This is a genomic window from Pseudomonas sp. B5(2017) (assembly GCF_002112825.1).
GTDB classification, from domain to species: Bacteria; Pseudomonadota; Gammaproteobacteria; order Pseudomonadales; family Pseudomonadaceae; genus Aquipseudomonas; species Aquipseudomonas putida_Z.
The window spans coordinates 460,157-484,660 of the sequence record NZ_NEIR01000001.1 but is presented as its reverse complement, the minus strand read 5'-3'; the positions used below and the strand labels follow the sequence as shown (position 1 = coordinate 484,660).

Sequence of the window (24,504 nt, the reverse complement as noted above, 5' to 3'; positions counted from 1 at the left end):
AGCCCCAGCAATCTTGAGCCGAGGCCGAGGGCTACCAGGTGAGCACCGCCCCCACCGCAAAGGTATCGGTGTCTTCGTTCTGGTCACTGGTTTCATGGCCGTCGATGGAAAACTGGTTGTACTCGGCAACCAGCTTGAGGTTGTCGTTGACGTCATGGAACAGCGCCACGCCGCGGGTCTCGTAATCCGCACCACTGCCCACCGCGCCGTTGCCATCGTCCTTGGTCTTGCCATAGGACAGCGCCACCCGGTTCTTGCCGACCTTGTAGGAGCCCTGCAGCAGGTAGCCATCGCTGTCGACATTGCGCAAGGTCGGCTCGCCAGCGTTGTTGGTGAAGAACGGGTTGATGCCCTTGGCCTGGAACCCCGAGCCGGTCAGCGACAGCCCCCCCATCTTCGCCTGCACACCGTAGCCGACACCTTTGGAGGTGACCGACTGCACCGCCGGGTCGGTGTTGTCGGAGGTCTGGTAGCTGCCGTTGAGCCAGCTGTAGATCTGCGCCCCACCCAGGTCGAACTGGTAGGTGATCTCGCTTTCGGTACGCGGGTTTTCCTGATAGGCCTTGCCGGTCGGGCTGCTGTCGTTGGTGTCCACCGGGTCCATGATGCCCACCGCCACCCGCAGGCCGTCCATCACTGGCGTGCGGTAGGTGATCTGCGAGGTGGGGAACGGGTACGGGTAACCGCTACCGATGTTGCCGAACGATACCCCGCCGCCGTCCACCAGCCCCAGGGTGTCACTGACCTGGCCATAACCGGCCAGCAGTTCGTCGAGCAGGATATTGGAACGGGCGAACAGCCCGAAGTCCTTGCCAATCAGCACCTCACCCCACTCGGGGTTGGCCACGGTGCCGTAGAACTGGCGCACATCGATGGCGGTGTCGGTGCCGTTGGTTTCGCTGTCGTTGATGGTCACCCAGAACGAGGCACGCGCGCCGAGCTTCAGGTCATCCACCTGCTTGCCCATGTTGAAGCCCAGGTAATTGGGCAGAAAGCCCATTTTCACCCGTGACTGGCGGCGATCGAACTGCTCGCCCTGCCGGTCGACATCGCTGTTGACGTAGAAGGCGTTGATATAGCCGTCGGTGGAAAACGTCGTCTGGTCCTTGTCGTACAGCATGATCTCGGCCTGGGCGAGGCTGCTCAGGCAAAGGGTCGAGAGGCTGACGGTAACAGCCGCCAACAAGCGTGGGGACAGATTCTTATTGTTGTACATGGCGCGCTCCGAAACGGGGACGGGATGTCGGAGGCGATTATCAGAAGCTGGCAAACAGCCAGAAACGCTGCCTTGGAGGGGGCTGCCAGGTGCTTTGGGCCTGCGCGCGGGGCGTGATGATTCCGGCCCAGGACCGGGTTACACCCAGAGGCAAGACTTCTGGCGTAACCCACAGGAGCAGGCGAGGATCAATACGGCAGACTGGAGCGAGCCCCGGTCAAAGGTCCAGGGCACCACTGAGCAACGCGCCTAGCGTGCTTGAGGCATCAGCCCGTTGCTCGTCCAGCAGACACAACGGCAGGCCTTGCCAGGCGGGTGGCGAATCGGCCAGCCCCTCGCCAATCAAGGCCAGCGGACAAGCGATCTGCATTTGCAGCGAACGCAGGCGCCTGGCCAAGGCAGGGTCCACCGGCACCTGAACCTTGATCACCAGTGCCGCAGGCTGCATCGCCGCACATAGCATGGGGATTTCTTCCAGCGGCTGCCCGCACCCGAGTACTTCGATGCGTTGCTGTTCGCCGCTCAACAACAGCCCGGTACACAATACCTGCAGTTCGGCTTGCCCCTCGGTGCCTGCCAGCAGCACGCGCGGCGCATCGGCCTGGTTCATCTGCAGACGCAGCAGCAGGCGGGCGCGCAGGAACATGTCCAGAAACAGCCATTGGCTACGCTGGCCCGGCGCAATGCCTGAAGCCAGGCCATGCCAGACCGGCATCAGCACCTGGCGCAGCACGCTGGCCTTGGGCAGGATGGTGAACAACTGCCCGTGGATGGCTTCCAACGCTTGTGTATCGAATGCCTGGGTGGCGCGCTCCACGGCGACGCGCCAGTCGTCGAAGCCCGAGTGCTGCTGCACCGGCGCATCTGGCTGACCTGCGAGGATGTCGCCTACCTTGCTGATGGGCACGCCATTGCCGGTCCAGTGCAAGATGTCGCGTATGCGCTGGACATCCCGGGCCGTGTACAGGCGATGGCCGCCCTCGGTGCGCTGCGGGCTTATCAACCCATGGCGCCGCTCCCAGGCCCGCAAGGTCACCGGATTGATGCCGGTCAGGCTGACCACATCGCGCATGGGTAACAAATCGGCTGGGGTGGCGTCAGTCATGATGAGGGTTTATCTGGGGGGTGGCACATTCTAAACCCATATGCACCTTCTGCGGCGAGCCTCGTTGGTTCATCATGCAACAAACGGCGCCGAGGCCTTCTGCACGCAGGCCAGGCTGCGCACTTCGCATACAAATGCCTGTAGGTGGGCCCCATGATCAACGCGAAACTCCTGCAACTGATGGTCGAGCATTCCAACGATGGCATCGTCGTCGCAGAGCAAGAAGGCGACGACAGCATCCTCATCTACGTCAACCCCGCCTTCGAGCGCCTGACCGGCTATCGCGCCGAGGAAATCCTGTATCAGGACTGCCGTTTTCTGCAGGGCGAAGATCATGACCAGGCGGGCCTCGACAGCATCCGCGAGGCAATCCGTGGAAGCCTCCCATGCTGCCAGGTGCTACGCAATTACCGCAAGGACGGGAGCCTGTTCTGGAACGAGTTGTCCATCACGCCCGTGCACAACGAAGCGGACCAGTTGACGTACTACATCGGCATCCAGCGCGACGTTACAGCGCAGGTTTTCGCCGAGGAAAAGCTACGCGAGCTGGAGGCCGAGGTAGCTGAATTGCGCCGGCAACTGGGCCAGGCGGAGCGCTGACCAAAACCTATACAAGGTCGTTGACTTGTATAGATTTACGCTTAGACTTCAGCTATACCTGTACAGCAAGCCATTTCTGTACAGGATTTCCTGGAGCCCAGCATGTCAGCGTATCTGCAGCAATTCGCCGAGCATTTCAGCCGCGTCGACGGGGGCAACCTCGGCACCCTTGAAAAGCTGTACAGCGACGATGTCACCTTTCGCGATCCGTTGCATCAGATCCAGGGGCTGCCGGCTCTGCGGGCCTATTTCGCGCAGTTGTACGCCAACGCTCACGATATCCGCTATGCCTTTTCCAGCGCCGACGAAGTGACGCCCGGGCAAGGTTACCTGCGCTGGACCCTGCAGTTCCGCCATCCACGCCTGGCCGGTGGTGAGCAGATCACCTTGCAGGGATGCAGTTACCTGCAATGGCATGAACGGGTCCATTTCCACCAGGATTATTTCGACGCAGCAGCACTGCTCTACGAACACGTTCCGGTCATGGGCCGTGCGATTCGATGGCTCAAAGGCAGGGTCGCATGAGCCGCTGCTGGCTGACAGGCGCAAGCAGCGGTATCGGTGCCGCACTTGCACAATGCCTGCTGGAGCAAGGCCACCAGGTTGCCTTGGGCGGACGCAATGCGGATCGTCTCGCGCCGTTGGCTGAACACTTTCCCGGGCAGGTGCTGCTGGCCATCGGCGACCTCGACGACCCTGTACAGGTATCCGGGATCGCAACCCGTATCGAGCAGGCCTGGGGAGCGCTGGACCGGGTGATCCTCAATGCAGGCACCTGCGAGTACCTGGAACCGGGCCATTTCGACCCAGCCCTTGTCGAGCGCGTGGTCCGTACCAATTTCCTTGCCGTCAGCTACTGCCTGGCAGCGGCCCTGCCCTTGCTTCGCGCCGGTCAGCACCCTCACCTGGTAGTGATGGGCAGTTCGGTGACCTGGCTGGCCCTGCCCCGCGCCGGTGCCTATGGCGCGTCCAAGGCAGCCGTGCGCTACCTGGTGGAATCGCAGCGCATCGACCTGGCCCGCGAGGGCATCGCCGTCACCCTTGTCAGCCCTGGCTTTGTAGATACGCCATTGACCCGTCGCAACGATTTCCCCATGCCCCAGCTATGGTCGGCACAGCGCGCAGCCAGCCATATCGCCAGACGCCTTCCCGAGCGCCCGCTGGAAATCAACTTCCCCCAGCTTTTCACCCTGGTACTGCGACTGCTAGGCGCACTGCCCGCACGCCTGCGCCTGGCGCTAGGGCAACACCTTGCCCGTCATGAACAGGAATGATGATCCATGCGTATAGCAATAATCGGCAGCGGCATCGCAGGGCTATCCTGCGCTCATCTGCTGTCACGCAGGCATGAGGTTACGGTTTTCGAAGCCGAGCAATGGATCGGGGGCCACACGCATACCCTCGACGTGATCTGGCAGGGTGAACGCCATGCAATAGATACCGGCTTCATCGTATTCAATGACTGGACCTATCCGCACTTCATACGCTTGCTCGAGCACCTGAAAGTCGCCTCGCGGCCGACCGAAATGAGTTTCTCCGTGCATGATCCGGCCACCGGCCTGGAATACAACGGGCACGACCTGAACACCCTGTTTTCCCAACGCCGCAACCTGGTGTCCCCGGGGTTCTGGGGGATGCTAAGGGACATTCTGCGTTTCAACCGTCAGGCGCTCGCCGACCTGGATAACCAGCGTATCGATGCCAACGCTACCCTGGGCGCCTACCTCCAGGTGCAGCGGTATGGGCAGCGCTTCATCGATCATTACATCGTACCGATGGGCTCGGCGATATGGTCGATGTCCCGCGCGGACATGCTCGGCTTCCCACTTGCGTTCTTTGTGCGGTTCTGTCGCAACCACGGCTTGTTGTCGGTCAACCAACGCCCACAGTGGCGCGTGATCGAAGGGGGCTCGCGCAGCTATGTCGGTCCGCTGTGCCGACCGTTTGCCGGGCGCATCCGCCTCGACTGCAAGGTTTACCGGGTCAGCCGCGACGAAGGTGGCGTCACCCTGATGAGCGCTGCCGGTACCGAACGTTACGACAATGTGGTGTTTTCCTGCCACAGCGACCAGGCCCTGGCGCTGCTGGAAGCGCCGAGCGTGCAGGAGCGGGAAGTGCTCGGCGCCATCGGCTATGCCAGCAACGATGTGGTGCTGCACACCGATACCCGTCTGCTACCCCGCCGCAAACGCGCCTGGGCCAGCTGGAACTACCGGCTCGGCGGGCCACAGCAGGCGCCTGCCGCGCTGACTTACAACATGAACATTCTGCAAGGCATCCAGGCACCGACGACGTTCTGCGTGAGCCTCAACCAGACCGCGCTGGTGGATCCGGCGCAGATCATTGCCCGCTTCCAGTACGACCATCCGCAATACAGCCTTGCGGCGTGCGCCGCGCAGGCGCGCCAGGAACAGCTGCAGGGCTATCGCCACAGCTACTTCTGCGGCGCCTACTGGGGCAACGGCTTTCACGAGGATGGCGTGGTCAGTGCGTTGAAGGTAGCCGCGCATTTCGGAGAGCACCTGTGAACAGCAGCCTTTGCGTAGGCTGGGTCAGCCACCGGCGCCTGGCGCCGCGCCCCCACGCCTTCCGCTACAGGATCGGCATGTTCTACCTGGACCTGGACGAGCAAGCCTGGCTGACAGGCCTGTCACGTTGGCTGTGGCGCTGGCGTCTGGCGCCGCTCAGCTGGCACCCGGCAGATTACCTGCCAGCTCGGACCCGCCGCGGCGAGACGCTGGCCCAGGCTGCACGTTCGCTGGTGCACAACGCGACGGGAGAGATGCCTGAGGGGCCGGTGCACCTGCTCACGCAATTGCGTTGCTGGGGGCTGTCGTTCAACCCGGTCAGTTTCTATTTCTGCCATGACCGCGACGGACGACTGACGGCAATCCTGCTGGAGGTGCGAAACACGCCATGGCGCGAACGCTTCCATTACGTGCTGCCGGTCAGCGAAAACCTTGCCAGTCCCTTCACTGTCACCAAGGCCTTTCATGTGTCGCCTTTCATGCCACTGCACATGGACTATCGCTTGCACTTTGCCCTGGACGCAGAGCATGTGCGCATCCACATGGAGAACTGGCAAGCCGATAGCAAGGTGTTCGAGGCCGACCTGGCCCTGCAGCGCCAGCCGCTGGATAAAGCCGCCGTGCACCGATACGTACTGGCCTTCCCCTGGATGAGCCTGCGCACCGTCGCGGCCATCTACTGGCAGGCACTGCGCCTGTTGTTCAAACGCACGCCCATCCATGACCACACGCCCAGCCAGAGTGACCTGGCGCTCGGCCATTCCTGCGAGGACCCTGATGATGTCGAACCCCACCCTGAGCGTTAGCAAGTTCGCCGGCCTCGGGCCGTTGTTCGGTGGCCTGGCACGAAACGCCGTGCTCGCCAGCCTGGGCAGGCTGCGCCATGGCCATTTGCGCCTGCTCAGCCACGGGCAGCAATGGAGCTTCGGTGACGCCGACAGCCCGCTGCAGGCCGAGGTGGAAATCCTTGATGACATCACCTGGAGCCTGATAGCCGGCAATGGTTCGATCGGTGCTGGCGAAGCCTACATCCACGGCTATTGGCGAAGTCCCGACCTGGCGCTGGTGACTCGCCTGTTTGTCGCAAACCTTGAGGTACTTGACACCCTCGAGGGTGGCCTGGCCCGCTTCGGCCGCCCTGCCCTGCGGTTGCAGCACAAACTCAACCGCAACAGCAGGCGCGGTGCCCGCCGCAATATCCTGGCGCACTACGATCTGGGCAATGCCCTGTTCGAGCGGCTGCTGGACCCCACCATGATGTATTCGGCAGCCCGGTTCGAACACCCTGAACAGACGCTGGAACAAGCTCAGTTGCACAAGCTGGAGCGCATCTGCCAGAAGCTGGAACTGTGCCCTGCCGACCATCTGCTGGAGATCGGCTGCGGGTGGGGCAGCCTGGCAATCCACGCCGCCACCCGATATGGCTGCAAGGTCACCACCACCACGCTTTCCGAGGCGCAGTACAGCCATACCCTGCAACGCGTTCAGGCCCTGGGGCTGGAGCAGCGCGTGAAAGTGCTTCGCGAAGACTACCGCGATCTTCAAGGCACCTTCGACAAACTGGTCTCGATCGAGATGATCGAGGCTGTCGGCCACCGTTACCTGCCGGTGTATTTCCGACAGTGCGCCTCGCTACTCAAGCCAGACGGCCTGATGCTGTTGCAGGCGATCACCATCCGCGATCAGCGCTATGCACAGGCGCGGCGGTCGGTCGATTTCATCCAGCGCTACATCTTCCCCGGTGGCGCCCTGCCTTCGTTGAGCGTGTTGCTGGAAACTGCCAGCCGGCACACCGCACTCAACCTCTTGCACATGGAAGATTTCGGCCAGGACTATGCCCGCACCCTGCGACACTGGCGAGAAAACCTGCGCCAGGCACGCGCTACGTTGACGGACCTGGGCTATGACGACATGTTTCAGCGCCTGTGGGAATTCTACCTGTGTTACTGCCAAGGCGGTTTTGAGGAGCGCGCCATCGGTGTCGCGCATCTGCTCTGGGCAGCGCCCCAGGCACGGCGCGCGCCCTTGCCTGGCAGTGCCTGATGAGCCGTCGCTGGCTGCTCGCCAATGCCTTGTGGCTACAGGCTGGCTGGTGGCTATGCGTATTGGGGGCCGAAAAAACCTTCCTGTCGTTGCTTGTGATTCCTGGCCTGGCCGTGCACCTGAGCCTGTGCCCGGACGTCCACGCAGAGGTCAAGGCGCTGTTGCGCGTAACGCCGGTGGGATGTGTGCTGGACAGCGTGCTGGGCGCGCTGGGCGTGTTCGGTTTCGACACCTGGCCACTGCCGCTGTGGCTTGCACTGCTGTGGCTGGTGCTGGCCAGCGGCATGCGCCACAGCCTGGCATGGGCCGACAGGCACTGGCGGCTCGGTGCGCTGGTGGGTGCAGTTGGCGGCCCTCTGGCCTATCTGAGCGGGGCGAGGTTGGCAAATGTCGACTTGCCCATGGGCACGCTGGAAACCGGCCTGTTACTGGTGCCGATATGGGCCGCTACCCTGCCCTTGCTCGCGCGCCTCGCGGTGCGGTGCTGACTTGCGGCATCGTTCGGAGCAGTAGCGCACCTGCGCCCAGCAACGCGCCCAGCGCTTGCGCCAGTTGAACGGCCGCCCACACACTACGCAGATCTTGCTGGGCAAAAGACCCTTTTTCATATCGGCTGCGCCGCATCGAGTTGTGCCAGCAGTGACTGGCCACGCTGCCACACGGCATCGCGACGGTCAGCCGCCATGCCATCCAGGCTTCGATAGACCAGCGCCAGACGCGGGTTAGCCGAAAGTTCCGAGCGATGGCGAATCAGAAAATGCCAATACAAGGCATTGAACGGGCAGCCATCCACCTCGGTCACGTGGTCAACCCTGTAACTGCACGCCTTGCAATGGTCGGACATGCGCTGGATATAACGACCACTGGCGCAGTAAGGCTTGGACCCCAGGTAGCCGCCGTCGGCGTACATCACCATACCAAGCGTGTTGGGCAGCTCGACCCAGTCGAAGGCATCCATGTAGACCGCCAGGTACCACTCACAGATCGCGGCTGGGGCGATACCGGCCAGCAAGGCGAAGTTGCCGGTGACCATAAGCCGCTGGATATGGTGAGCGTAGCCCAGGCGAAGGGTCTGGCCGATGGCCTGCTCCATGCAGCGCATGCGGGTGCGCCCGGTCCAGTAGAATTCCGGCAACGCTCGCTCGTTGCCCAGGTAGTTGAGCGCCGCATACTCCGGCATGCGCAGCCAGTAGATGCCGCGCACATACTCGCGCCAGCCGATCAACTGGCGGATGAAGCCCTCTGCTGCATTGAGCGGTACTCGCCCCTCGCGCCAGGCCTTGTCGACCTCCTCGCACAGGCAACGTACGTCCAGAAGCCCGATGTTCAGCGCCGCACTGATGCGCGCATGGAACAGGTACGGCTCGCCCTCGGCCATCGCATCCTGGTAGTCACCGAAAGCTGCCAGGCCGAAATCCAGAAAGTGTTGCCAGAGCTGCCTTGCCTCGGCATGGGTCACCGGGTAGTCGAAACAGTCGATGGCTCCGTAGTGGTCGCTGAAGCGTTGGCGTACCAGGGCTATTACCGCTGCCGTGATCTCGTCCTGCTCGAAATGCGCGGCGAAGGGGCCACGCAGCTGGCGGGGCAAGGCCTTGCGATTGTCGCCATCGAGATTCCAGGTTCCACCTGCCGGGCTGCCGTCAGGCTCCAGCAGCAGACCGGTACGCTTGCGCATGCCACGGTAGAAGTACTCCATGCGCAGTTGGCCGCGCTCCCGGGCCCAGCGCGCGAAGGCTTCGCGAGAACAGAGAAATCGCGTGTCGCGATGCCACACAAGCGGCAGTGCGGCATCGCGCAACGCCTGCTCCAGGCGCCACTCTCCGCACTCGGTCAGGTGAATATGCGTGGCTCCCAGGGCCTGCTGCCAGCGCCGCAACTCGCCAACGATGGTTCCGCTGTTGCCGTCATCATCAAGTTGCACATAATGCACCTGCCAACCGCGCTCGCGCAGCGCCTGGGCGAAGTGCCGCATGGCGCTGAAGATCAGGACGATCTTCAATGGATGATGCGGCACATACCTGGCTTCCCCTTCCACTTCTGCCATCAGCACAGCATCGCGGGCAGGATCGAGGGCGTTGAGGCTGGCCAGATCGAAGGACAGCTGGTCACCCAGTACCAGACCCAGGCGCATCTTCAGGATCCCCCTGGCTGGTCAGCGTTACCGCTATGCAGATTCATGGCATGCCCCCCAGCAGACGCTGACGCAGTTGTTGATCCCTGGCCCGTGGATCGAGCCAGATGGCGAAGAACGCCCGTGCAAAAACGGGGTCGGCGACCGCCCGGCTGAGTTTGCCATCGACGTAGAAGCGGCAGCCCTGCCCCGGCATGTACAAGCCGGTGATGCGCATCCCAGGGCGTACATCCACGAACGCCTGCTGCATGGCCTGGGACCACGCCGCGCGCCGCTGCGGCGTCAGGCTATCAGGATCCAGGCGGTACATTTCCTCGAGGCTGGCCTTCACCAGCATGTCTCTGGACAGCGTTCGGTGATAGGCGAGTTCAAGGGCAAAAGGCCGGTTCCAGCCCTGAACCGGACCTGCTGCCCATAGCTGTGCGGTGTAAAGACGCAGGCCGAACCAGGTGAACTCACCGGAGCCCAGCCGTTGCGCCCCCGGGAGCTCTGCTCGCCAGTCCGCCGCCTCGGACAGGCCTGTCAGTAGCAGGCAAAGCCAGGTCCAACGAGCAGTGCGCCCCATGGTAACCTCGAGCACTCCAAAATACCTGTACAACATTGTTAATTATGTACAGATTTTAGCCATATTGTACAATTTTACGTATCTACCCCGTAGCGACATGTCGGCGTAAGTGGTGAACAGGCGGACATACGGTGGTGCCAGGAAAAGGAGGCAGTTCAGTGAGCCTTATCAATGACCTTCACTCTCCCGCCAACGTACTGGTCTGCGGAGCCAGCCAGGGAATCGGCCTTGCACTGTGCACGCAGTTGCTGGGGCGCGCCGACATCGGGCGGGTGTTTGCCGTCTCGCGACATGCCACCAGCAGCCCTGCGCTGGATGCTTTGTTCGCCGAGCACCCAAGACAGTTGGTTCGCATCGACTGCGACGCGTGTTCCGAAGTGGCACTGCAAACACTGGCGGCACGGGTGGGCGCCTGCTGCGACCAGCTGAACCTTGTACTGTGTACGCTTGGCGTGCTGCAAGAGGCACCCGCACGGGCCGAAAAAGCGCTGACACAGGTGGACATGGCTGGGCTGCTGGCCAGCTTCACGACCAACTGTTTCGCCCCTGTCCTGCTGCTCAGGCACTTGCTGCCCTTGTTGCGACAGCAACCAATGACCTATGTGGCACTGTCGGCGCGGGTCGGGTCGATCAGCGACAACCATCTTGGCGGGTGGTACAGCTATCGCGCCAGCAAGGCCGCGCTCAACCAGCTTCTGCACACTGCGAGCATCGAACTCAAGCGACTGAACCCTGTTTCCACAGTACTATTGCTGCATCCCGGGACCACCGACACCCGCCTTTCCCAACCCTTTCAGGGCAATGTACCGCCGGGAAAACTGTTCTCGCCGGCATTTGCAGCGACATGCATCCTAGCGCTGGTGAGCCGACACGGCCCCGACCAGAGCGGTACATTCTGGGCGTGGGACGGCACACCGATTGCCTGGTGACGCCAAAGCCAGCATGGCTTGGCTTCTCTTGTCAGCTGAACACCCAGAGCACGCGGGTGGGCTTGTCGGTGAGGTTGGCGTAACGAAAACTTGCGTGGGGTTGCAGCTGAAAACTGTCACTGGCGCGCAGCGTTACCGGCTCGCCGCCATCCAGCCATACGGTCAGTTCGCCTTCGAGCACGAAGCAGCCCTGCTCCGAGCTGTCGTCCAGGTACTCCTCGCCACTGCTGGCCCCAGGCTCCAGGTGGCTGTCGAGCATGGAGAACGCGCCCGTTATCGTGGGGGATGCCAGCACGTCGGTGATGCCACCGGCCAGGTGAAGGGTACGACGCTCGTGAGGGCGGGTGACCCACTCGAGTTCGCGCGGCTGGTCCAGCTTGTAGAAATAGGCCGTGGAGACGCCGAGCTCTTCGCTGATAGCCGTGAGGTCGGCCACGGTTGGGCGGGATACGCCCCGTTCGACCTGGGACAGAAAGCCCACCGAACGGCCGATGCGCTGCGCCAGTTCGCCCAGTGTCAGGCCCTTGAACTTGCGCAGGTCGCGAATCAGTACGGCCAGGCCTTCGATCTCTTCGTGCACTTTCATGGTTGAATCGCGACTTTCGGATGGGAAAAATTGATGCCCTGAAAAGTACATGATTCATTTCACAAAGCAAGATACTTCGCGGCATTGCACGAGCCGGCGAAGATATGCCTGGTCGGTTGACGCGGGCCCTTGTAGGAGCGGCCTTGTGTCGCGATGGGCTGCAAAGCAGCCCCTGGGTTTCAGCGCAGATGCACAAATTGCCGGGGCTGATTTGCAGCCCATCGCGACACAAGGCCGCTCCTACACCGGACCGCGCAACCGATCAGGTGGGGGTAACTGCCTTGACCAGACGCTCAGCGAACAGTCTCGTACGTCAAGTCCAGGCACTTGCGGGCCTTCTCCACCAGTTCGTCGATCTCCTCGATGCTGATCACCAGCGGCGGCGCGATGATCATGGTGTCGCCCACGGCACGCATGATCAGCCCGTTGTCGAAGCAATGCTGGCGACAGATCATGCCGACACCTTTGCCTTCATGACGCGCACGGGTGGCCTTGTCCTTCACCAGCTCGATCGCGCCGAGCATGCCCAGGCCGCGTACCTCGCCTACCAGCGGGTGGTCGGCCAGCTCGCGCAGGCGTTGTTGCAGGTAAGGCGCGGTCTTGTCGTGCACCTGCTCGATGATCTTTTCATCACGCAGTATCCGCAGGTTCTCCAGGCCCACCGCAGCCGCCACCGGGTGGCCGGAATAGGTGAAGCCGTGGTTGAAGTCGCCGCCTTCGCTGATAACTTTGGCCACTTCATCTCGCACGATCACGCCGCCCATGGGGATATAGCCGGAGGTAAGGCCCTTGGCGATGGTCATCAGGTCGGGCTTGAGGTCGTAGTAGTCGCTACCGAACCACTCGCCTGTACGGCCGAAGCCGCAGATCACTTCGTCAGCGACGAAGAGGATGTCGTACCTGGCCAGAATCTCCTTCACCTTCGGCCAGTAGGTCTGCGGTGGAATGATCACCCCGCCAGCGCCCTGGATCGGTTCGGCGATGAAGGCGGCAACGTTGTCCACGCCAACTTCGAGGATCTTCTTCTCCAGCTGCTCGGCCGCCCACACGCCGAAGTCGGCCTCGGTCATGTCGCCGCCTTCGCCATACCAGTACGGCTGCGGGATATGCACGATATCCGGGATCAGCCCGCCCTGCTGGTGCATGCCGCTCATGCCGCCCAGGCCCGCGCCGGCCACGGTGGAGCCGTGGTAACCGTTGATGCGGCCGATGATCACCTTCTTGTTCTTCTGGCCCTTGAGCGCCCAGTAATGGCGGACCATGCGCAGCACGGTGTCGTTGCCTTCGGAGCCGGAGCCGGTGAAGAACACATGGGTCATGCCTTGCGGGGCCACGTCGGCGATCGCCTTGGCCAGTTCCAGCGCGGGCGGGTGCGCGGTCTGGAAGAACAGGTTGTAGTACGGCAGCTGCTTCATCTGCTGGCTGGCGACGTCGGCCAGCTCATCGCGCCCATAGCCCACCGCCACGCACCACAGCCCGGCCATGCCATCGAGAATCTTGCGGCCTTCGCTATCCCAGAGGTACACACCCTTGGCCGAGGTGATGATGCGCGGGCCTTTCTCGGCCAGTTGCCGAACATCGCTGAACGGGGCCAGGTGGTGGTCGCGGCTCATGGCTTGCCAGGCGAGGGTCTGGGAATTCTGCTCACTCATTGACTTCACTCCATCAAGCTGCGCAGCCGTGCTACGCAGGTACTTTTTTGTAATTGGGATAGATCGCTGTCAGGCGGACTTCAACAGCATCTGGCGCAATACCGAGCGATGCCGGCAGGCCTTGCCAAAGGACTGGAAGATGGTCAGGTAATGTGGGTTGTCCATGACCTGGTACTCGGGGTGCCATTGCACAGCCAGGGCAAAACCCTTGCTGTTCTCGACCGAAATCGCTTCCACCAGGCCATCGGGTGCCAGCGCCTCCACCCTCAGCCCGGGGGCCAGTACATCGATGCCCTGGCCGTGGATGGAATTGACATCGATGACCGCCGGCAAGCCCATGCGGTCGAGCATGCCGCCGGGCTCTATATGCAGGGCGTGACGCGGGCCGTACTGCTTTTCGATGGGCTCACCCTTGCTTTCGCGGTGGTCCATGAACATGCCGGTCTCATGCACCTTCTGGTGCAGGGTGCCACCCAGCGCCACGTTCATTTCCTGGAAGCCACGGCAGATGCCGAGCACCGGCACACCGGCGGCGATGGCCGCACGCATCAGCGGCAAGGTGGTGGCATCACGCAGCGGGTCGTGATGGGTGCCCGCTGCACTGGCCGGGCCGTTGTAGTGCAACGGTTCGATGTTGGACGGCGAACCGGTGAAGATCAGCCCATCCACCACGTCGAGAATATCGGCGCTGTCCATCAGGTCTGCGAGGCTGGGTATCACGATGGGCAGCCCGCACGCTGCCTTGGCCGCCGCGCGCGCGTACTTCTCGCTGATGGTCTGGGTTGCATGCAGCTCGATCATGCTGGTGCATGCGGTAATGCCGATAACGGGCACACGTGGCATATCTTCCTCCGGCAAATCCATATTGCGCGTTGTATTGAAACGGTAGAAAGGCAGGGTGCAGCGGCGCTGCACCAACCCCGGCAGCTACAGGAACCAGCGGTATTCGCGGGCATCGATGTGGCGCATGAAGTCCAGTTGCTCCTGGTATTTGTTTTCGCAGTAGACCATCACGAATTCACTGCCCAGGCCCTCGTTCACCTCCGGGTGGTGACGCATGGCCGCCAGGGCACTGAAGGCATCCTTGGGGAACTCGATGCCGCTCTGGCGGTTGTCGTTCAGCGGGGCAATGGGCTCGACGCCACGTTCCAGGCCATGCTCCATCCCGGTCAGGATGGCCGCCAGCACCAGGTACGGGTTGGCATCGGCACCGGCTAGGCGGTGTTCGATGCGCAGGTTGCGCGGGTCGGACTCGGGGATGCGAATACACGCATCGCGATCTTCGAAACCCCAGCTGGCCTTGCTCGCCGCGTTGACCATGGCGCCGTAACGGCGGTAGGCATTGTGGTTGGGGGCGAAGATCGGCATGCAGTGCGGCAGCAGCTCCAGGCACCCTGCCACCGCATGGCGCAGCTTGCGCTGGTCATCGCCGGCCAGGATGTTGTTGCCGGCGTTGTCGTACAGGCTGACATGCACATGCATGCCGCTGCCCGGCGCGTCGAGGTACGGCTTGCTCATGAAGCTGGCTCGGTAGCCGTGCTTCATCGCGATACCGCGGGTACTGCGGCAGAACAGCGCCGACCAGTCCGCAGCGCTCATGGCATCGTCGCTGTGCGAGAAGTTGATCTCGAACTGGCCTGGGCCCAGCTCCGCGGTGATGACGTTCGCCGGCACGCCCTGCTCGTTGGCGCCATCGACCATCTCGTGCAGCACCGGTGCGAAACGCGACAACCGCTCGATGTGCATGTTCGGCTGGTCGTCGTGGTCGTCGGTCGCCTTGTCGCGTGGGTACTGTGGCAGGCCGTTGTCGAGCTTGCGGTCGAACAGGTAGAACTCCAGCTCGAAGGCCACCACCGGGCGAATGCCGCGCCTGGCCAGGCGCTGGATCACCCGGGCCAGCACTTCACGGGGCTCGAACTCGATGGGCTTGGCAGTGCCGTCGGAGGTGATGAGCATCTGCGCGATCGGTTCCTTTTCCCAGCGCACCGGCTTGAGGGAACCCGGCACCAGGCGGCGGGCGGCATCCGGGTCGCCGTCGGCGAAGCAGTAGTCACCGATCGGGTAGAGGCCACCCTGGGTGCCCAGCAGCACGCAGTTCTGCGGCAACTTCAGCGGCGCGCCGGCTGCGACTTTTTCCAGCATGTCCATGGGGTAGCGCTTGCCGTAGAAGTGCCCGGGAATATCCAGCGCAATCAGGTCGACATAACGTATTTCTGGGTGCTGCGCTCGGAACGAGCGCACTTCAGTCAGCAGATCCGGAAAGACGACACTCATCTTCTTGTCCTTGTGAGGTGAACGAATTCAGTTGAAGACCCAGAGCACGCGGGTGGTTTTTTCCGTCAGGTTGGCGTAACGGAACTGCGCGTGGGGGTGCAGCTGGAAGCAGTCGTTGGCCTGCAGGGTCACGGCGTCGCCGTGGTCCAGCCAGACCGTGAGTTCGCCTTCGAGCACGAAACAGCCCTGCTCGGAACGGTCAGTCAGGTACAGCTCGCCACTGCTGGCGCCTGGCTCGAGATGGCTGTCGAGCATGGAGAACGCGCCGCCAATGGTGGGCGAAGCCAGCACATCGGTAATGCCCGACTCGAGGTACAGCGTGCGCCGCTCGTGGGGGCGCGTGACCCAGCTGACGCTGCGCGGCTTGCTCAGGTTGTAGAAGTACGCGGTGGATACGCCGAGCGCTTCACTGATGGCGGTGAGGTCGGCCACGGTAGGGCGCGAAACACCGCGCTCGACCTGGGACAGAAAGCCGACCGAGCGGTTGATGCGCTCGGCCAGTTCGCCCAGGGTCAGGTTCTTGAATTTGCGCAGGTCGTGAATAAGGATCGCGAGGGCTTCAACCTCTTCGTGCATCTTCATCGTTTGAGACTGCCGTGAAATTATTAGAGTTATTTTTCATGAAAAATTACATGAAAAATTTCACGAGTCAAGCCGAAGCTGAAAATGGGAAGCCGCGAATGGAGGTATGGGGGGGCAACAAGTAGCGAAGAGGCGTAACGAGAAAAGTACCTTGAAGCCCTCAGGAAGCGAGGGCCTGCGAACGCTGCCGTACCGGCATTTCATAGCGGTGCGGTTGCTGCCAGGCCAGCTGTGCCTGGACATCGACCGCCGCATCCATCACTTTCTGCGCCCAGTTCTCATCCTTGGGGCACACCACCACCACGCGAAAACCGTGGTCGACGCCTTCCAGCCGCACGCCCTCGGAATCATCGACATGCAGGTCGATATCGAAGGCCGACGGCAACTTCGAAGGCGCATTCTCAAGCCCGTTCACGGCCAGGATATGCTGGTGCCGGTCACTGTTGACCACGCCATCGACGCGGATACCGTAGAGCATCAACCAACGGCGGATGTAGGACGGCGTGCGCCCCGACGAGGTGTAGATCCAGATGCTGCAACCCTGGCGGCGCAGGTCGCGGATCAGCGAGCGCGTGCCACTGCGCAGGGGTTCACCCAACCAGCGGTGGACGAACGCCGGCAGCTTGCTGTGCTCGGCGGCGGCGTGCTCGGCCTGGCAGGCGAGCGTGTCGTCGATATCGAACGAAATGCGTACCTGCGGGCGATTGAACGTGCGCTCGAGGGCTTGCCGCCCGCGCTGGAACAGAGAAGGGCTTTGCATCAGCGGCACCTCTCGCGCGCAGGCATGGATGTGCCGCTCAGGAAGAACTTGCCGGGCTCGGGCGCGTGCGCTTCAAGGAAAGCTGCATACTTTTTCTTGATCTTGGGTAGTTCGTACAAAGCCTTGACCCCATGCTTGGCGGAGTTGCGTATGACCGAAGACGGGTTGAAGTAACCCTCGGCGTTGTCCAGCGACAGCACGAATGGTGGTAGCCCCGCGCGCATCAGCAAGTAGCTGACAATGAGCGACCCTGTGCGGTTGTTGCCTTCGATGAACAACTGCGGCTTGCTCAGAATTCGAACGTAGACACCCGCCGCGCGCTTCCAGATCGAGTCGCTGCCATACGAGCAATACCAGTTGTAGAGGTCCTTGATGCCGCCCTCCACATTGTTGAAAAAGTGCGCCTCGGTCGCCGCCAGGTGCGGGGCAAATTCCAGCCTGCGTGCCGGGTCGCTGCCGCACAGCACGGTGGCATTGATCTCCAGCATCAGGTTCAGCTGCTGCAGGTCGAAAAGGTCGACACCCCGGGCGACATAGTCGTCAATCAGGGCATAGCCTTCAACCACATTCAGCAGCACCTCGTCGGTGAATGGATCCCGCGGTTCGGTGAAATGCTGGCTGAGTTCGGCAAAGCGGGCCTGCACCTCACGCAGTGCGCGCTCTACCGCTGGCAGATCAAGACGACGCGTCGCTGGCATTGGAAATCCCTGGTAACACTTGGCGGAAGGTAATGCGGCCGGGTGTTGCAGCCTTCCTGGCTGCAACACCCGGCCACCTTGGCAGGTACGGCCTCAGCTGAACTTGCCGCTGATGTAGTCGGCGGTCAGCTGTTCACGCGGGTTCTGGAAAATCTGCGTGGTCGGGCCCATTTCGACCAGGTAGCCGGTGCGGGTGCCCTTGGAGATATCGACCGAGAAGAACGCGGTGGTGTCGGCCACACGAATCGCCTGCTGCATGTTGTGGGTCACCAGGGCGATGGTGTAGTCCTTCTTCAACTCGACCATCAGCTCCTCCACCCGGCGGGTGGCAATCGGGTCGAGTGCCGAGCAGGGTTCGTCCAGCAGCAGCACTTCCGGCTCGGTGGCGATGGCGCGGGCGATGCACAGACGCTGTTGCTGGCCGCCGGACAGGGCCAGGCCGCTGACCTTGAGCTTGTCCTTCACCTCGTCCCACAGCGCGGCACCCTGCAGTGCGTGCTTGACGCGGTCGCCGATGTCGCCCTTGTAGCGGTTCAGGCGCAGGCCGAAGGCGACGTTGTCGAAGATGCTCATCGAGAACGGGTTGGGCTGCTGGAACACCATGCCGATGTAGCGGCGCACCACCACAGGGTCGACGCCCTTGCCGTAGACATCCTGGCCCAGGAAGTGCACATGGCCTTCGAAGCGGAAGCCCTTCACCAGGTCGTTCATGCGGTTGAGGCTACGCAGCACGGTACTCTTGCCGCAGCCGGACGGCCCGATGAAACCGGTGATCTCGTTCTTGCGGATCGGCACATGGCTGTCGCGAACGGCCATGAAGTTGCCGTAGAAGATCTTGTCCAGCTTGCAGTCCATGACGATGGGGGCTTCGCTGACCACGGGAGCGGCTTTTGGCGCAGTGGATACGTTCAAGGTCGGATGCTCCCTTTCTCAATACTTGGGCTTGCCGAATACTCGGCTCAGAATGTTGATTACCAGCACGATCATCACCAGTACCAGCGAGGCCGCCCAGGCGAGCTCGAGCTGGTTGTCGAATGGCATGCCGGAGAAGTTGTAGATCAGTACGGCCAGCGAGGCCGTCGGGTTCATGACTGCCAGGTCGCCGTCATGCAGGATCCAGTAGTTGCTGAACAGCGCGGTGAACAGCAGCGGCGCGGTCTCGCCGGCGGCACGGGCCACGGCCAGCATGACGCCGGTCAGGATGGCCGGCAGGCCGGTGGGCAGGACGATTTTCCAGATCACCTGGGCACGGGTGCAGCCCATGCCGTAGGCGGCATCCTTCATGATCTTGGGCACCATCTTCATCGACTCTTCAGCGGTCAGCACGACGATGGGCAGCATCAGTACCGCCAGGGCCACACCACCTGCCGGGGCGGAGTAGGTGCCGGTGGTCATCACCACCAAGGCGTAGGCGAACACGCCGGCCAGGATCGACGGCAGGCCGGTGAGCATCTTGGCGGCGAAGCGCGCGGCGTTGGCCAGCTTGCTGTCCGGGCCGAGTTCGGCCAGGAACACCGCGGCCAGGATACCGACCGGTACGGCGATGGCGGCAGCAATGCCGACCATGACGAAAGTACCGGCCATGGCGTTGCCAAAGCCCCCGCCCATCTCGAAGCCGGTGGGCGGCAACTCGGTGAACACCTCCAGGTTGAGGCGTGCGCCGCCGCGGGTGATCAGCATGTACAGCACGGAAATCAGCGGCACGCTGGCCACCAGTGCCGCGAACCATGCCAGCGTGGTCAACACCAGGCTGCGCAGGGAACGGCCTTCCAGCTTGCGCTGCAGGCTGGGCAACGCGTTTGCAGGGGTGGTGAGGTTGGTCATCATTTGTTACCCCGCTGGGCGTAGAGCATGATCATCGAGCCGAGTACGTTCACCGCCAGGGTGATGAACATCAGTACCAGTGCCGCGTACATCAGCACCTCGATCTCGTTCGGGCCGGCCTCCGGGAAGTTCAGCGCCAGCAAGGCCGCCAGCGTGTTGGCCGGGGCGAACAAGGACAGGGAAATGTTGTTGGCGTTACCCACCAGCATGGCCAGCGCCATGGTTTCACCCAGCGCACGGCCCAGGCCGAGCACCAGCGAACCGAAGATGCCAGTGGCTGCCGATGGCACCATTACCTTGAGGATGGCCTCCCAGTGGGTGGCGCCCAGGCCGTAGGCGGCCTGCTTGGTCTTCATCGGCACGCTGGTCAGGGCGTCCTGCGAAACGGCGGCGATGGTCGGCAGAATCATGATCGCCAGTACCAGCGCGGCAGGCAGCAGCCCCGGGCCGCTCAGGGAAGTACCGAAAAAGGGAATCCAGCCCAGTTCGCTGTTCAGCCAGGTGGTCAGCGGGCGAATGGCCGGGATGACCACATAGATCCCCCACAGGCCGTAGACGACGCTGGGGATGGCAGCGAGCAGCTCGACGATGGTGCGGAACACCGCCGCCAGCCGGGCCGGGAGGAAGTCCTGGGTCAGGAAAATGGCCATGCTGACGCCGAAGAAACCGGCGATCAACAGGGCGATCAGGGCGCTGTAGAGGGTGCCCCAGATCGCTGGCAGAATACCGTACTTGCCTTGGTTGACGTCCCAGACACTGCCGAACAGCACGTCAAAGCCGTGCTTCTCGATGCCTGGCAGTGCCTTGCGGCCCACTTCGTAGACCAGCGCGAAGACCAGCGCCAGCACCAGCACCACACCGATGCGTGCAAGCGCACGGAAGGTGCGATCAACCAGGAAGTCTTTCGCAGACGGTGGCTGGCACGCAGAGTCGGGGTTAGCCGGGATGGCAAAAGGAGTGTTCATTGGCAAGTTCCGGGACAGAGGGCAAACACACCCGGCATGGCCGCCAGACCACACCGGGAGCGCCTGGGCGTGTTACTGGATGTTGGCGGACGCTTTGCGTACCTGATCGACAACCGACGCTGGCAGCGGGATGTAGCCCATCGAGTCGGCGATCTTCTGGCCTTTGGTCAGGCTGTATTCGACCATTTCGCGCATGGCCTTGGCCTTGGCCGGGTTACCGTTGTCCTTGCGGAAGATCATCCAGGTGTAGGAGGTGATCGGGTAGGACTTGGCACCGTCCGGGTCAGGCAGCCAGGCCACCAGGTTCTCCGGCATCTGCACCGCAGCCAGCGCCTCGGCACCGCTCTCGGCGTTCGGCACGACGTACTGGCCGGCCTTGTTCTGCAGCTGGGCGAAGTCGACCTTGGCCAGCTTGGCGAAGCCGTATTCGATGTAGCCGATGGCGCCTGGGGTCTGGCGGACGGTGGCGGTTACGCCGTCGTTCTTCGGCGACTTGATGAACTTGTCGCTGGCCGGCCAGTTGACGGTGTTGCCTTCACCCAGCGCTTGCTTGAAGTCAGCGTTGATGGCCGACAGGTGCTTGGTGAATACCGCAGTGGTACCGCTGGAGTCGGCACGCACGACCACGGTGATCGGGGTGGCTGGCAGTTTCAGCTCAGGGTTGGCCGCGACGATCTGCGGGTCGTTCCACTGGGTGATCTTGCCGAGGAAGATGTTGGAGTACACATCGCGTGGCAGCTTCAGCCCTTTAGGGTTGCCCGGCAGGTTGTAAGCCAGGACGATTTCACCGGCGGTCATTGGCAGCAACTGCACGCCCTCGCCGACCTTGGCGATTTCTTCGGCTTTCATTGCCGAGTCGCTGGCGGCGAAGTCGACGGTCTTGTTCAGAAAGTCCTGAACACCCGCCCCGCTCCCCTTGGACTGGTAGTCAACGGTGACACCGTCGGTTTCCTTGCTGAAGGCCTTGAACCAGGTCAGGTAGATCGGTGCCGGGAAGCTGGCGCCGGAACCGGTCAGGCGGACGTTCTCTGCGGCGAAGGATGCCGAAGTGGCGCAAAGCGAAACGGCAACGGCGAGTGCAGCAGACTTCATCAGGCGTATCATCGAAAAGCGCTCCGTGTGATGGCCGGCACACTTTGCAGCAGCAATGTTACAGCTTTGTGACCAATGAATGGCAAGCCGCACGGTAGAGCCGTCTGGCGGCGCCATCACGGCAACATCAGTGAGCAGAGCCCTGGACGGGTTCCTGTCTCAACCCTAAGGCCTCGATGTGTCGGTTGAATGACTGTTTCGAGTGGGCGACAGGTTTCCTGGCACCGCTGGTCGATTACGGGGTACTCGGGTGTTGCCGCGGCATTCAACCGCTCATGCGAACCAGACGGGAGTGAATGCCATGCCACGCGGCGACAAGGACAAGTACACCGACAAGCAGAAGCGCAAGGCCGAACATATCGAGGAAAGCTACGAGCACAAAGGCGTGCCGGAAGACCAGGCCGAAGCACGCGCCTGGGCCACCGTCAACAAACAGTCCGGTGGTGGCGAGAAGAAAGGCGGCTCGGGCAAGGCCACCTCTTCCAGCGAGAAGAAAACTGCTCGCTCGGACTCGGCCAAACGGGCAGCGAAGTCACGCCAGGGTCATTCCCGCACATCGGGCAGTTCCCTGGAAACCCAGAGCAAGCAGAGCCTGATGAAGGAAGCGCGCAGCAAAGACATCAAGGGGCGCTCCACCATGACCAAGGCACAATTGGTGGAAGCGCTCAAACACGCATGACACAAGCCCCCGGCCCGGCGAATGTAACGCGGTGCATGGCACCGGCTACGCCGGTGTTCGCGGTGAACCCGCTCCCACACCGAGCCGTGCAAGCTTCACGATCCTTGGGCAAGGCTATGGCCTTTACAGGAATGGTGCCGATCTCGGGCCAGGCGCGATCCCTGTGGGAGCGGGTTTACCCGCGAAGAATGCAACGCGGTGCATGGCACCGGCTACGCCGGTGTTCGCGGGTGAACCCGCTCCCACACCGCGCCGTGCAAGCTTCACGATCCTTGGGCAAGGCTATGGCCTTTACAGGAATGGTGCCAATCTTGGGCCAGGCGCGATCCCTGTGGGAGCGGGTTTACCCGCGAAGAATGTAACGCGGTCCATGGCACCGGCTACGCCGGTTCGCGGGTGAACCCGCTCCCACACCGAGCCGTGCAAGCTTCACGATCCTTGGGCAAGGCTATGGCCTTTACAGGAATGGCGCCAACCCTGAACCAGGCGCGATCCCTGTGGGAGCGGGTTTACCCGCGAAGAATGTAACGCGGTCCATGGCACCGGCTACGCCGGTTCGCGGGTGAACCCGCTCCCACACCGAGCCGTGCAAGCTTCACGATCCTTGGGCAAGGCTATGGCCTTTACAGGAATGGCGCCAACCCTGAACCAGGCGCGATCCCTGTGGGAGCGAGTTTACCCGCGAAGAATGCAACGCGGTGCATGGCACCGGCTACGCCGGTGTTCGCGGTGAACCCGCTCCCACACCGAGCCGTGCAAGCTTCACGATCCTTGGGCAAGGCTATGGCCTTTACAGGAATGGTGCCGATCTTGGGCCAGGCGCGAACCCTGTGGGAGCGGGTTTACCCGCGAAGAATGCAACGCGGTGCATGGCACCGGCTACGCCGGTGTTCGCGGGTGAACCCGCTCCCACAGGGACCGCGCACGTCTCAAAAAATTGAGCAAGTCAGTTGCGCCCACCTGGACCGCATCGCACTCAAGTTCCGCGAAGCTTCAACTGCATCAACCAATCCCGGCGATATCCGCCGCGTCGGCATCCCGGCAACTGTTGCGGGACGCGCATACGAATTCCGCCTCGGCGCGTGTCGGGTAGTTGAAGGTCAGGCGCAGCTTTTCTTGTGTGTCATAAAGGTCATAACCCTCCCCTAACGTCGCGGGAAAGCCAAGACTACGCGGGTAAATCTCTTTCTTGAGCGGCACAGCGGGAACCACAACAAAGCGCGTCTGCATGTTCATCCCCCTCCCGGCAGTCTCTTAGTATTAGTACCGCTAAGGGAAAGCATCAAGGTGACTCATACAAACAATCGCAACGCCGTGGTTACCCGCGAAAAGGCTGGGGCATCGCTACAGCGTAAACAACAGCTCCTGGCCAAGATACCTGGCGCTAACCTGATGCCCTGTTTCGTTCAGGTCGAATGGCTGGCACATGGCCCCTGTAGTCACCACATCGCCTGCTTTCAGGGTCTGGCCACGTTCGGCGGCATGCGCATAAAGGTGGGCCAGCGATGCCAACGGGTCGGTCGCCGCATCGCCAGACAAGCCCCGCGCCCGCAACTGGCCGTCTACGTATACCTCGGTGGTTTCGGCCAGGTCAGCCAGCAACGGCACATCGATGCCTGCTGCCAGGCTGTTGCCAATCACCAGCGCTTCAAACCCAACGTTGTCCGCCACGAAGCTTGGCCACCCAACAATCTTGCGATCGACGAAGCGCGAGCGCACCACTTCGAAGGTGACGCAGGTTGCGCGAATATCTTCGCTGGCTGGCACCCGCCCAACCTGGGGTGGAATATCGCGATCCAGTACGAAGGCGACCTCGCATTCGATGGTTACCGGTGTAACTGCCGGCAACCGGATATGCACACCACCAGCATGACAACGCCCCGCCTCCAACTGGCCAATCAAGGGCCGGGACAAATTGGCTGCACGCATGGCTGCGGGGCTGCCGACACCCAGCTTCCACCCGGCGCGCTGGCCTGCGGCGGCCGCAAACAACTCGTCCTGGCTGTCATAGCCCTGTTTCAACGTCTCGGGTTTGAGGCTGGCGGGCAGTTCCGCCAGCAGCTCACCGCTAAGCCAGTGCTGCAGCAACAATGCCGCGGTACGCTGGGGAATGAAGAGCGAATTGTTCATAAGACCTCTTGATTGATGGGCGATGGCGGGCAACAGATGCTAGAGCGTGGCATTGATAAGGATAAATATATTGTCATGATGTCTGGCATCACAAACCGTTATGACCCTGCCTGACGCAATCCCGTGTAGGAGCGGCCTTGTGTCG

The 24,504-nt window shown here is 62.3% G+C and carries 27 protein-coding genes; 9 read left to right on the top strand and 18 right to left on the bottom strand.

Translation table 11 applies throughout. The annotated features are described in order from the left end of the window. Positions 1-31 precede the first annotated feature (31 nt). Together CAG00_RS02220 and CAG00_RS02215 are read right to left on the bottom strand one after the other, a co-directional pair. A complete protein-coding gene (locus tag CAG00_RS02220) occupies positions 32-1,216 on the bottom strand; it encodes a porin (protein WP_003257627.1) in 1,185 nt (394 codons plus the stop codon). Between the two features lie 217 nt (positions 1,217-1,433). Next, positions 1,434-2,321 carry a MerR family transcriptional regulator gene (locus CAG00_RS02215; RefSeq protein WP_075045537.1) on the bottom strand — a complete coding sequence of 296 codons (888 nt, stop codon included), beginning with the start codon at positions 2,319-2,321 and terminating at the stop codon, positions 1,434-1,436. A gap of 153 nt (positions 2,322-2,474) precedes the next feature. On the opposite strand from CAG00_RS02215, the gene CAG00_RS02210 reads away from it, so the two are divergent. From CAG00_RS02210 to CAG00_RS02180, 7 genes are all read left to right on the top strand, one after another. After that, the gene (locus CAG00_RS02210) at positions 2,475-2,921 is read left to right on the top strand and encodes a PAS domain S-box protein (RefSeq protein ID WP_085663366.1); all 447 of its coding nucleotides are present in this window, start codon (positions 2,475-2,477) and stop codon (positions 2,919-2,921) included. A 102-nt stretch (positions 2,922-3,023) separates the two neighbouring features. Next, positions 3,024-3,446 carry a nuclear transport factor 2 family protein gene (locus CAG00_RS02205; protein WP_085663365.1) on the top strand — a complete coding sequence of 141 codons (423 nt, stop codon included), beginning with the start codon at positions 3,024-3,026 and terminating at the stop codon, positions 3,444-3,446. Beyond that, positions 3,443-4,195 (top strand): SDR family oxidoreductase, encoded by a 753-nt coding sequence (locus CAG00_RS02200; RefSeq protein WP_085663364.1) that lies wholly within the window; start codon positions 3,443-3,445, stop codon positions 4,193-4,195. Before CAG00_RS02205 ends, CAG00_RS02200 begins: the two co-directional genes overlap by 4 nt. Positions 4,196-4,201: 6 nt before the next feature. Beyond that, positions 4,202-5,449: an NAD(P)/FAD-dependent oxidoreductase gene (locus CAG00_RS02195; protein ID WP_085663363.1), complete on the top strand. Its 1,248-nt coding sequence runs from the start codon at positions 4,202-4,204 to the stop codon at positions 5,447-5,449. Continuing rightward, positions 5,446-6,255 (top strand): DUF1365 domain-containing protein, encoded by an 810-nt coding sequence (locus CAG00_RS02190; protein WP_085663362.1) that lies wholly within the window; start codon positions 5,446-5,448, stop codon positions 6,253-6,255. The genes CAG00_RS02195 and CAG00_RS02190 overlap by 4 nt, the downstream gene beginning before the upstream one ends. Then, on the top strand, positions 6,230-7,492 hold the full coding sequence (locus CAG00_RS02185) for a cyclopropane-fatty-acyl-phospholipid synthase family protein (protein WP_085663361.1): 1,263 nt from the start codon (positions 6,230-6,232) through the stop codon (positions 7,490-7,492). Before CAG00_RS02190 ends, CAG00_RS02185 begins: the two co-directional genes overlap by 26 nt. Beyond that, positions 7,492-7,980, top strand: coding sequence for a DUF2878 domain-containing protein (locus CAG00_RS02180; protein ID WP_085616096.1), 489 nt, complete (start codon positions 7,492-7,494; stop codon positions 7,978-7,980). Before CAG00_RS02185 ends, CAG00_RS02180 begins: the two co-directional genes overlap by 1 nt. Here the strand turns inward: CAG00_RS02180 and CAG00_RS02175 are convergent. The 3 genes from CAG00_RS02175 to CAG00_RS02165 are packed head-to-tail and all read right to left on the bottom strand — an operon-like array spanning position 7,918 to position 10,188. Beyond that, positions 7,918-8,100 (bottom strand): DUF2256 domain-containing protein, encoded by a 183-nt coding sequence (locus tag CAG00_RS02175; RefSeq protein ID WP_075045543.1) that lies wholly within the window; start codon positions 8,098-8,100, stop codon positions 7,918-7,920. The two genes, CAG00_RS02180 and CAG00_RS02175, sit on opposite strands and share 63 nt — an antisense overlap. Next, positions 8,097-9,623, bottom strand: coding sequence for a cryptochrome/photolyase family protein (locus CAG00_RS02170; protein ID WP_085663360.1), 1,527 nt, complete (start codon positions 9,621-9,623; stop codon positions 8,097-8,099). The genes CAG00_RS02175 and CAG00_RS02170 overlap by 4 nt, the downstream gene beginning before the upstream one ends. A 43-nt stretch (positions 9,624-9,666) precedes the next feature. Further along, complete coding sequence (locus tag CAG00_RS02165; protein WP_085663451.1) at positions 9,667-10,188, bottom strand: chalcone isomerase family protein; 522 nt, start codon at positions 10,186-10,188, stop codon at positions 9,667-9,669. 158 nt (positions 10,189-10,346) lie between these two features. On the opposite strand from CAG00_RS02165, the gene CAG00_RS02160 reads away from it, so the two are divergent. After that, positions 10,347-11,117, top strand: coding sequence for an SDR family NAD(P)-dependent oxidoreductase (locus tag CAG00_RS02160; RefSeq protein ID WP_085663359.1), 771 nt, complete (start codon positions 10,347-10,349; stop codon positions 11,115-11,117). A gap of 31 nt (positions 11,118-11,148) precedes the next feature. Here CAG00_RS02160 and CAG00_RS02155 read toward each other — a convergent pair whose 3' ends face one another. The 11 genes from CAG00_RS02155 to pstS all read right to left on the bottom strand — a co-directional run bounded on the left by CAG00_RS02155 (position 11,149) and on the right by pstS (position 21,562). Next, positions 11,149-11,703 (bottom strand): helix-turn-helix domain-containing protein, encoded by a 555-nt coding sequence (locus CAG00_RS02155; RefSeq protein WP_025339569.1) that lies wholly within the window; start codon positions 11,701-11,703, stop codon positions 11,149-11,151. Between the two features lie 293 nt (positions 11,704-11,996). Next, positions 11,997-13,355 carry an aspartate aminotransferase family protein gene (locus CAG00_RS02150; protein WP_085663358.1) on the bottom strand — a complete coding sequence of 453 codons (1,359 nt, stop codon included), beginning with the start codon at positions 13,353-13,355 and terminating at the stop codon, positions 11,997-11,999. A gap of 69 nt (positions 13,356-13,424) precedes the next feature. Continuing rightward, positions 13,425-14,198 carry a gamma-glutamyl-gamma-aminobutyrate hydrolase family protein gene (locus CAG00_RS02145; RefSeq protein ID WP_025339571.1) on the bottom strand — a complete coding sequence of 258 codons (774 nt, stop codon included), beginning with the start codon at positions 14,196-14,198 and terminating at the stop codon, positions 13,425-13,427. Positions 14,199-14,282: 84 nt separating this feature from the next. After that, positions 14,283-15,629 (bottom strand): glutamine synthetase family protein, encoded by a 1,347-nt coding sequence (locus tag CAG00_RS02140; protein WP_085663357.1) that lies wholly within the window; start codon positions 15,627-15,629, stop codon positions 14,283-14,285. Positions 15,630-15,656: 27 nt separating this feature from the next. After that, positions 15,657-16,211, bottom strand: coding sequence for a helix-turn-helix domain-containing protein (locus CAG00_RS02135; RefSeq protein ID WP_013972148.1), 555 nt, complete (start codon positions 16,209-16,211; stop codon positions 15,657-15,659). 160 nt (positions 16,212-16,371) lie between these two features. Further along, a complete protein-coding gene (locus tag CAG00_RS02130; protein WP_085663356.1) occupies positions 16,372-16,971 on the bottom strand; it encodes a hypothetical protein in 600 nt (199 codons plus the stop codon). After that, the gene (locus tag CAG00_RS02125; protein WP_085663355.1) at positions 16,971-17,669 is read right to left on the bottom strand and encodes a hypothetical protein; all 699 of its coding nucleotides are present in this window, start codon (positions 17,667-17,669) and stop codon (positions 16,971-16,973) included. The genes CAG00_RS02130 and CAG00_RS02125 overlap by 1 nt, the downstream gene beginning before the upstream one ends. Before the next feature lie 93 nt (positions 17,670-17,762). Then, the gene (gene pstB, locus CAG00_RS02120) at positions 17,763-18,524 is read right to left on the bottom strand and encodes a phosphate ABC transporter ATP-binding protein PstB (RefSeq protein WP_031324478.1); all 762 of its coding nucleotides are present in this window, start codon (positions 18,522-18,524) and stop codon (positions 17,763-17,765) included. Between the two features lie 75 nt (positions 18,525-18,599). Next, entirely contained in the window at positions 18,600-19,493 is an 894-nt protein-coding gene (gene pstA / locus CAG00_RS02115) for a phosphate ABC transporter permease PstA (protein WP_024086822.1), read from the bottom strand. Continuing rightward, positions 19,493-20,458 carry a phosphate ABC transporter permease subunit PstC gene (gene pstC / locus CAG00_RS02110; RefSeq protein WP_023661148.1) on the bottom strand — a complete coding sequence of 322 codons (966 nt, stop codon included), beginning with the start codon at positions 20,456-20,458 and terminating at the stop codon, positions 19,493-19,495. Before pstC ends, pstA begins: the two co-directional genes overlap by 1 nt. 72 nt (positions 20,459-20,530) lie before the next feature. Continuing rightward, on the bottom strand, positions 20,531-21,562 hold the full coding sequence (pstS, locus tag CAG00_RS02105) for a phosphate ABC transporter substrate-binding protein PstS (protein WP_085663354.1): 1,032 nt from the start codon (positions 21,560-21,562) through the stop codon (positions 20,531-20,533). Positions 21,563-21,851: 289 nt separating this feature from the next. Between pstS and CAG00_RS02100 the strand changes: the two genes are divergently transcribed. Beyond that, the gene (locus tag CAG00_RS02100; RefSeq protein WP_075045548.1) at positions 21,852-22,229 is read left to right on the top strand and encodes a termination factor Rho; all 378 of its coding nucleotides are present in this window, start codon (positions 21,852-21,854) and stop codon (positions 22,227-22,229) included. Positions 22,230-23,231: 1,002 nt separating this feature from the next. On the opposite strand, the gene CAG00_RS02085 is transcribed toward CAG00_RS02100, so the two are convergent. Then, positions 23,232-23,465 (bottom strand): hypothetical protein, encoded by a 234-nt coding sequence (locus CAG00_RS02085; protein WP_085588058.1) that lies wholly within the window; start codon positions 23,463-23,465, stop codon positions 23,232-23,234. Between the two features lie 108 nt (positions 23,466-23,573). After that, the gene (locus CAG00_RS02080) at positions 23,574-24,359 is read right to left on the bottom strand and encodes a 2-keto-4-pentenoate hydratase (protein WP_085663352.1); all 786 of its coding nucleotides are present in this window, start codon (positions 24,357-24,359) and stop codon (positions 23,574-23,576) included. Between the last annotated feature and the right edge of the window lie 145 nt (positions 24,360-24,504).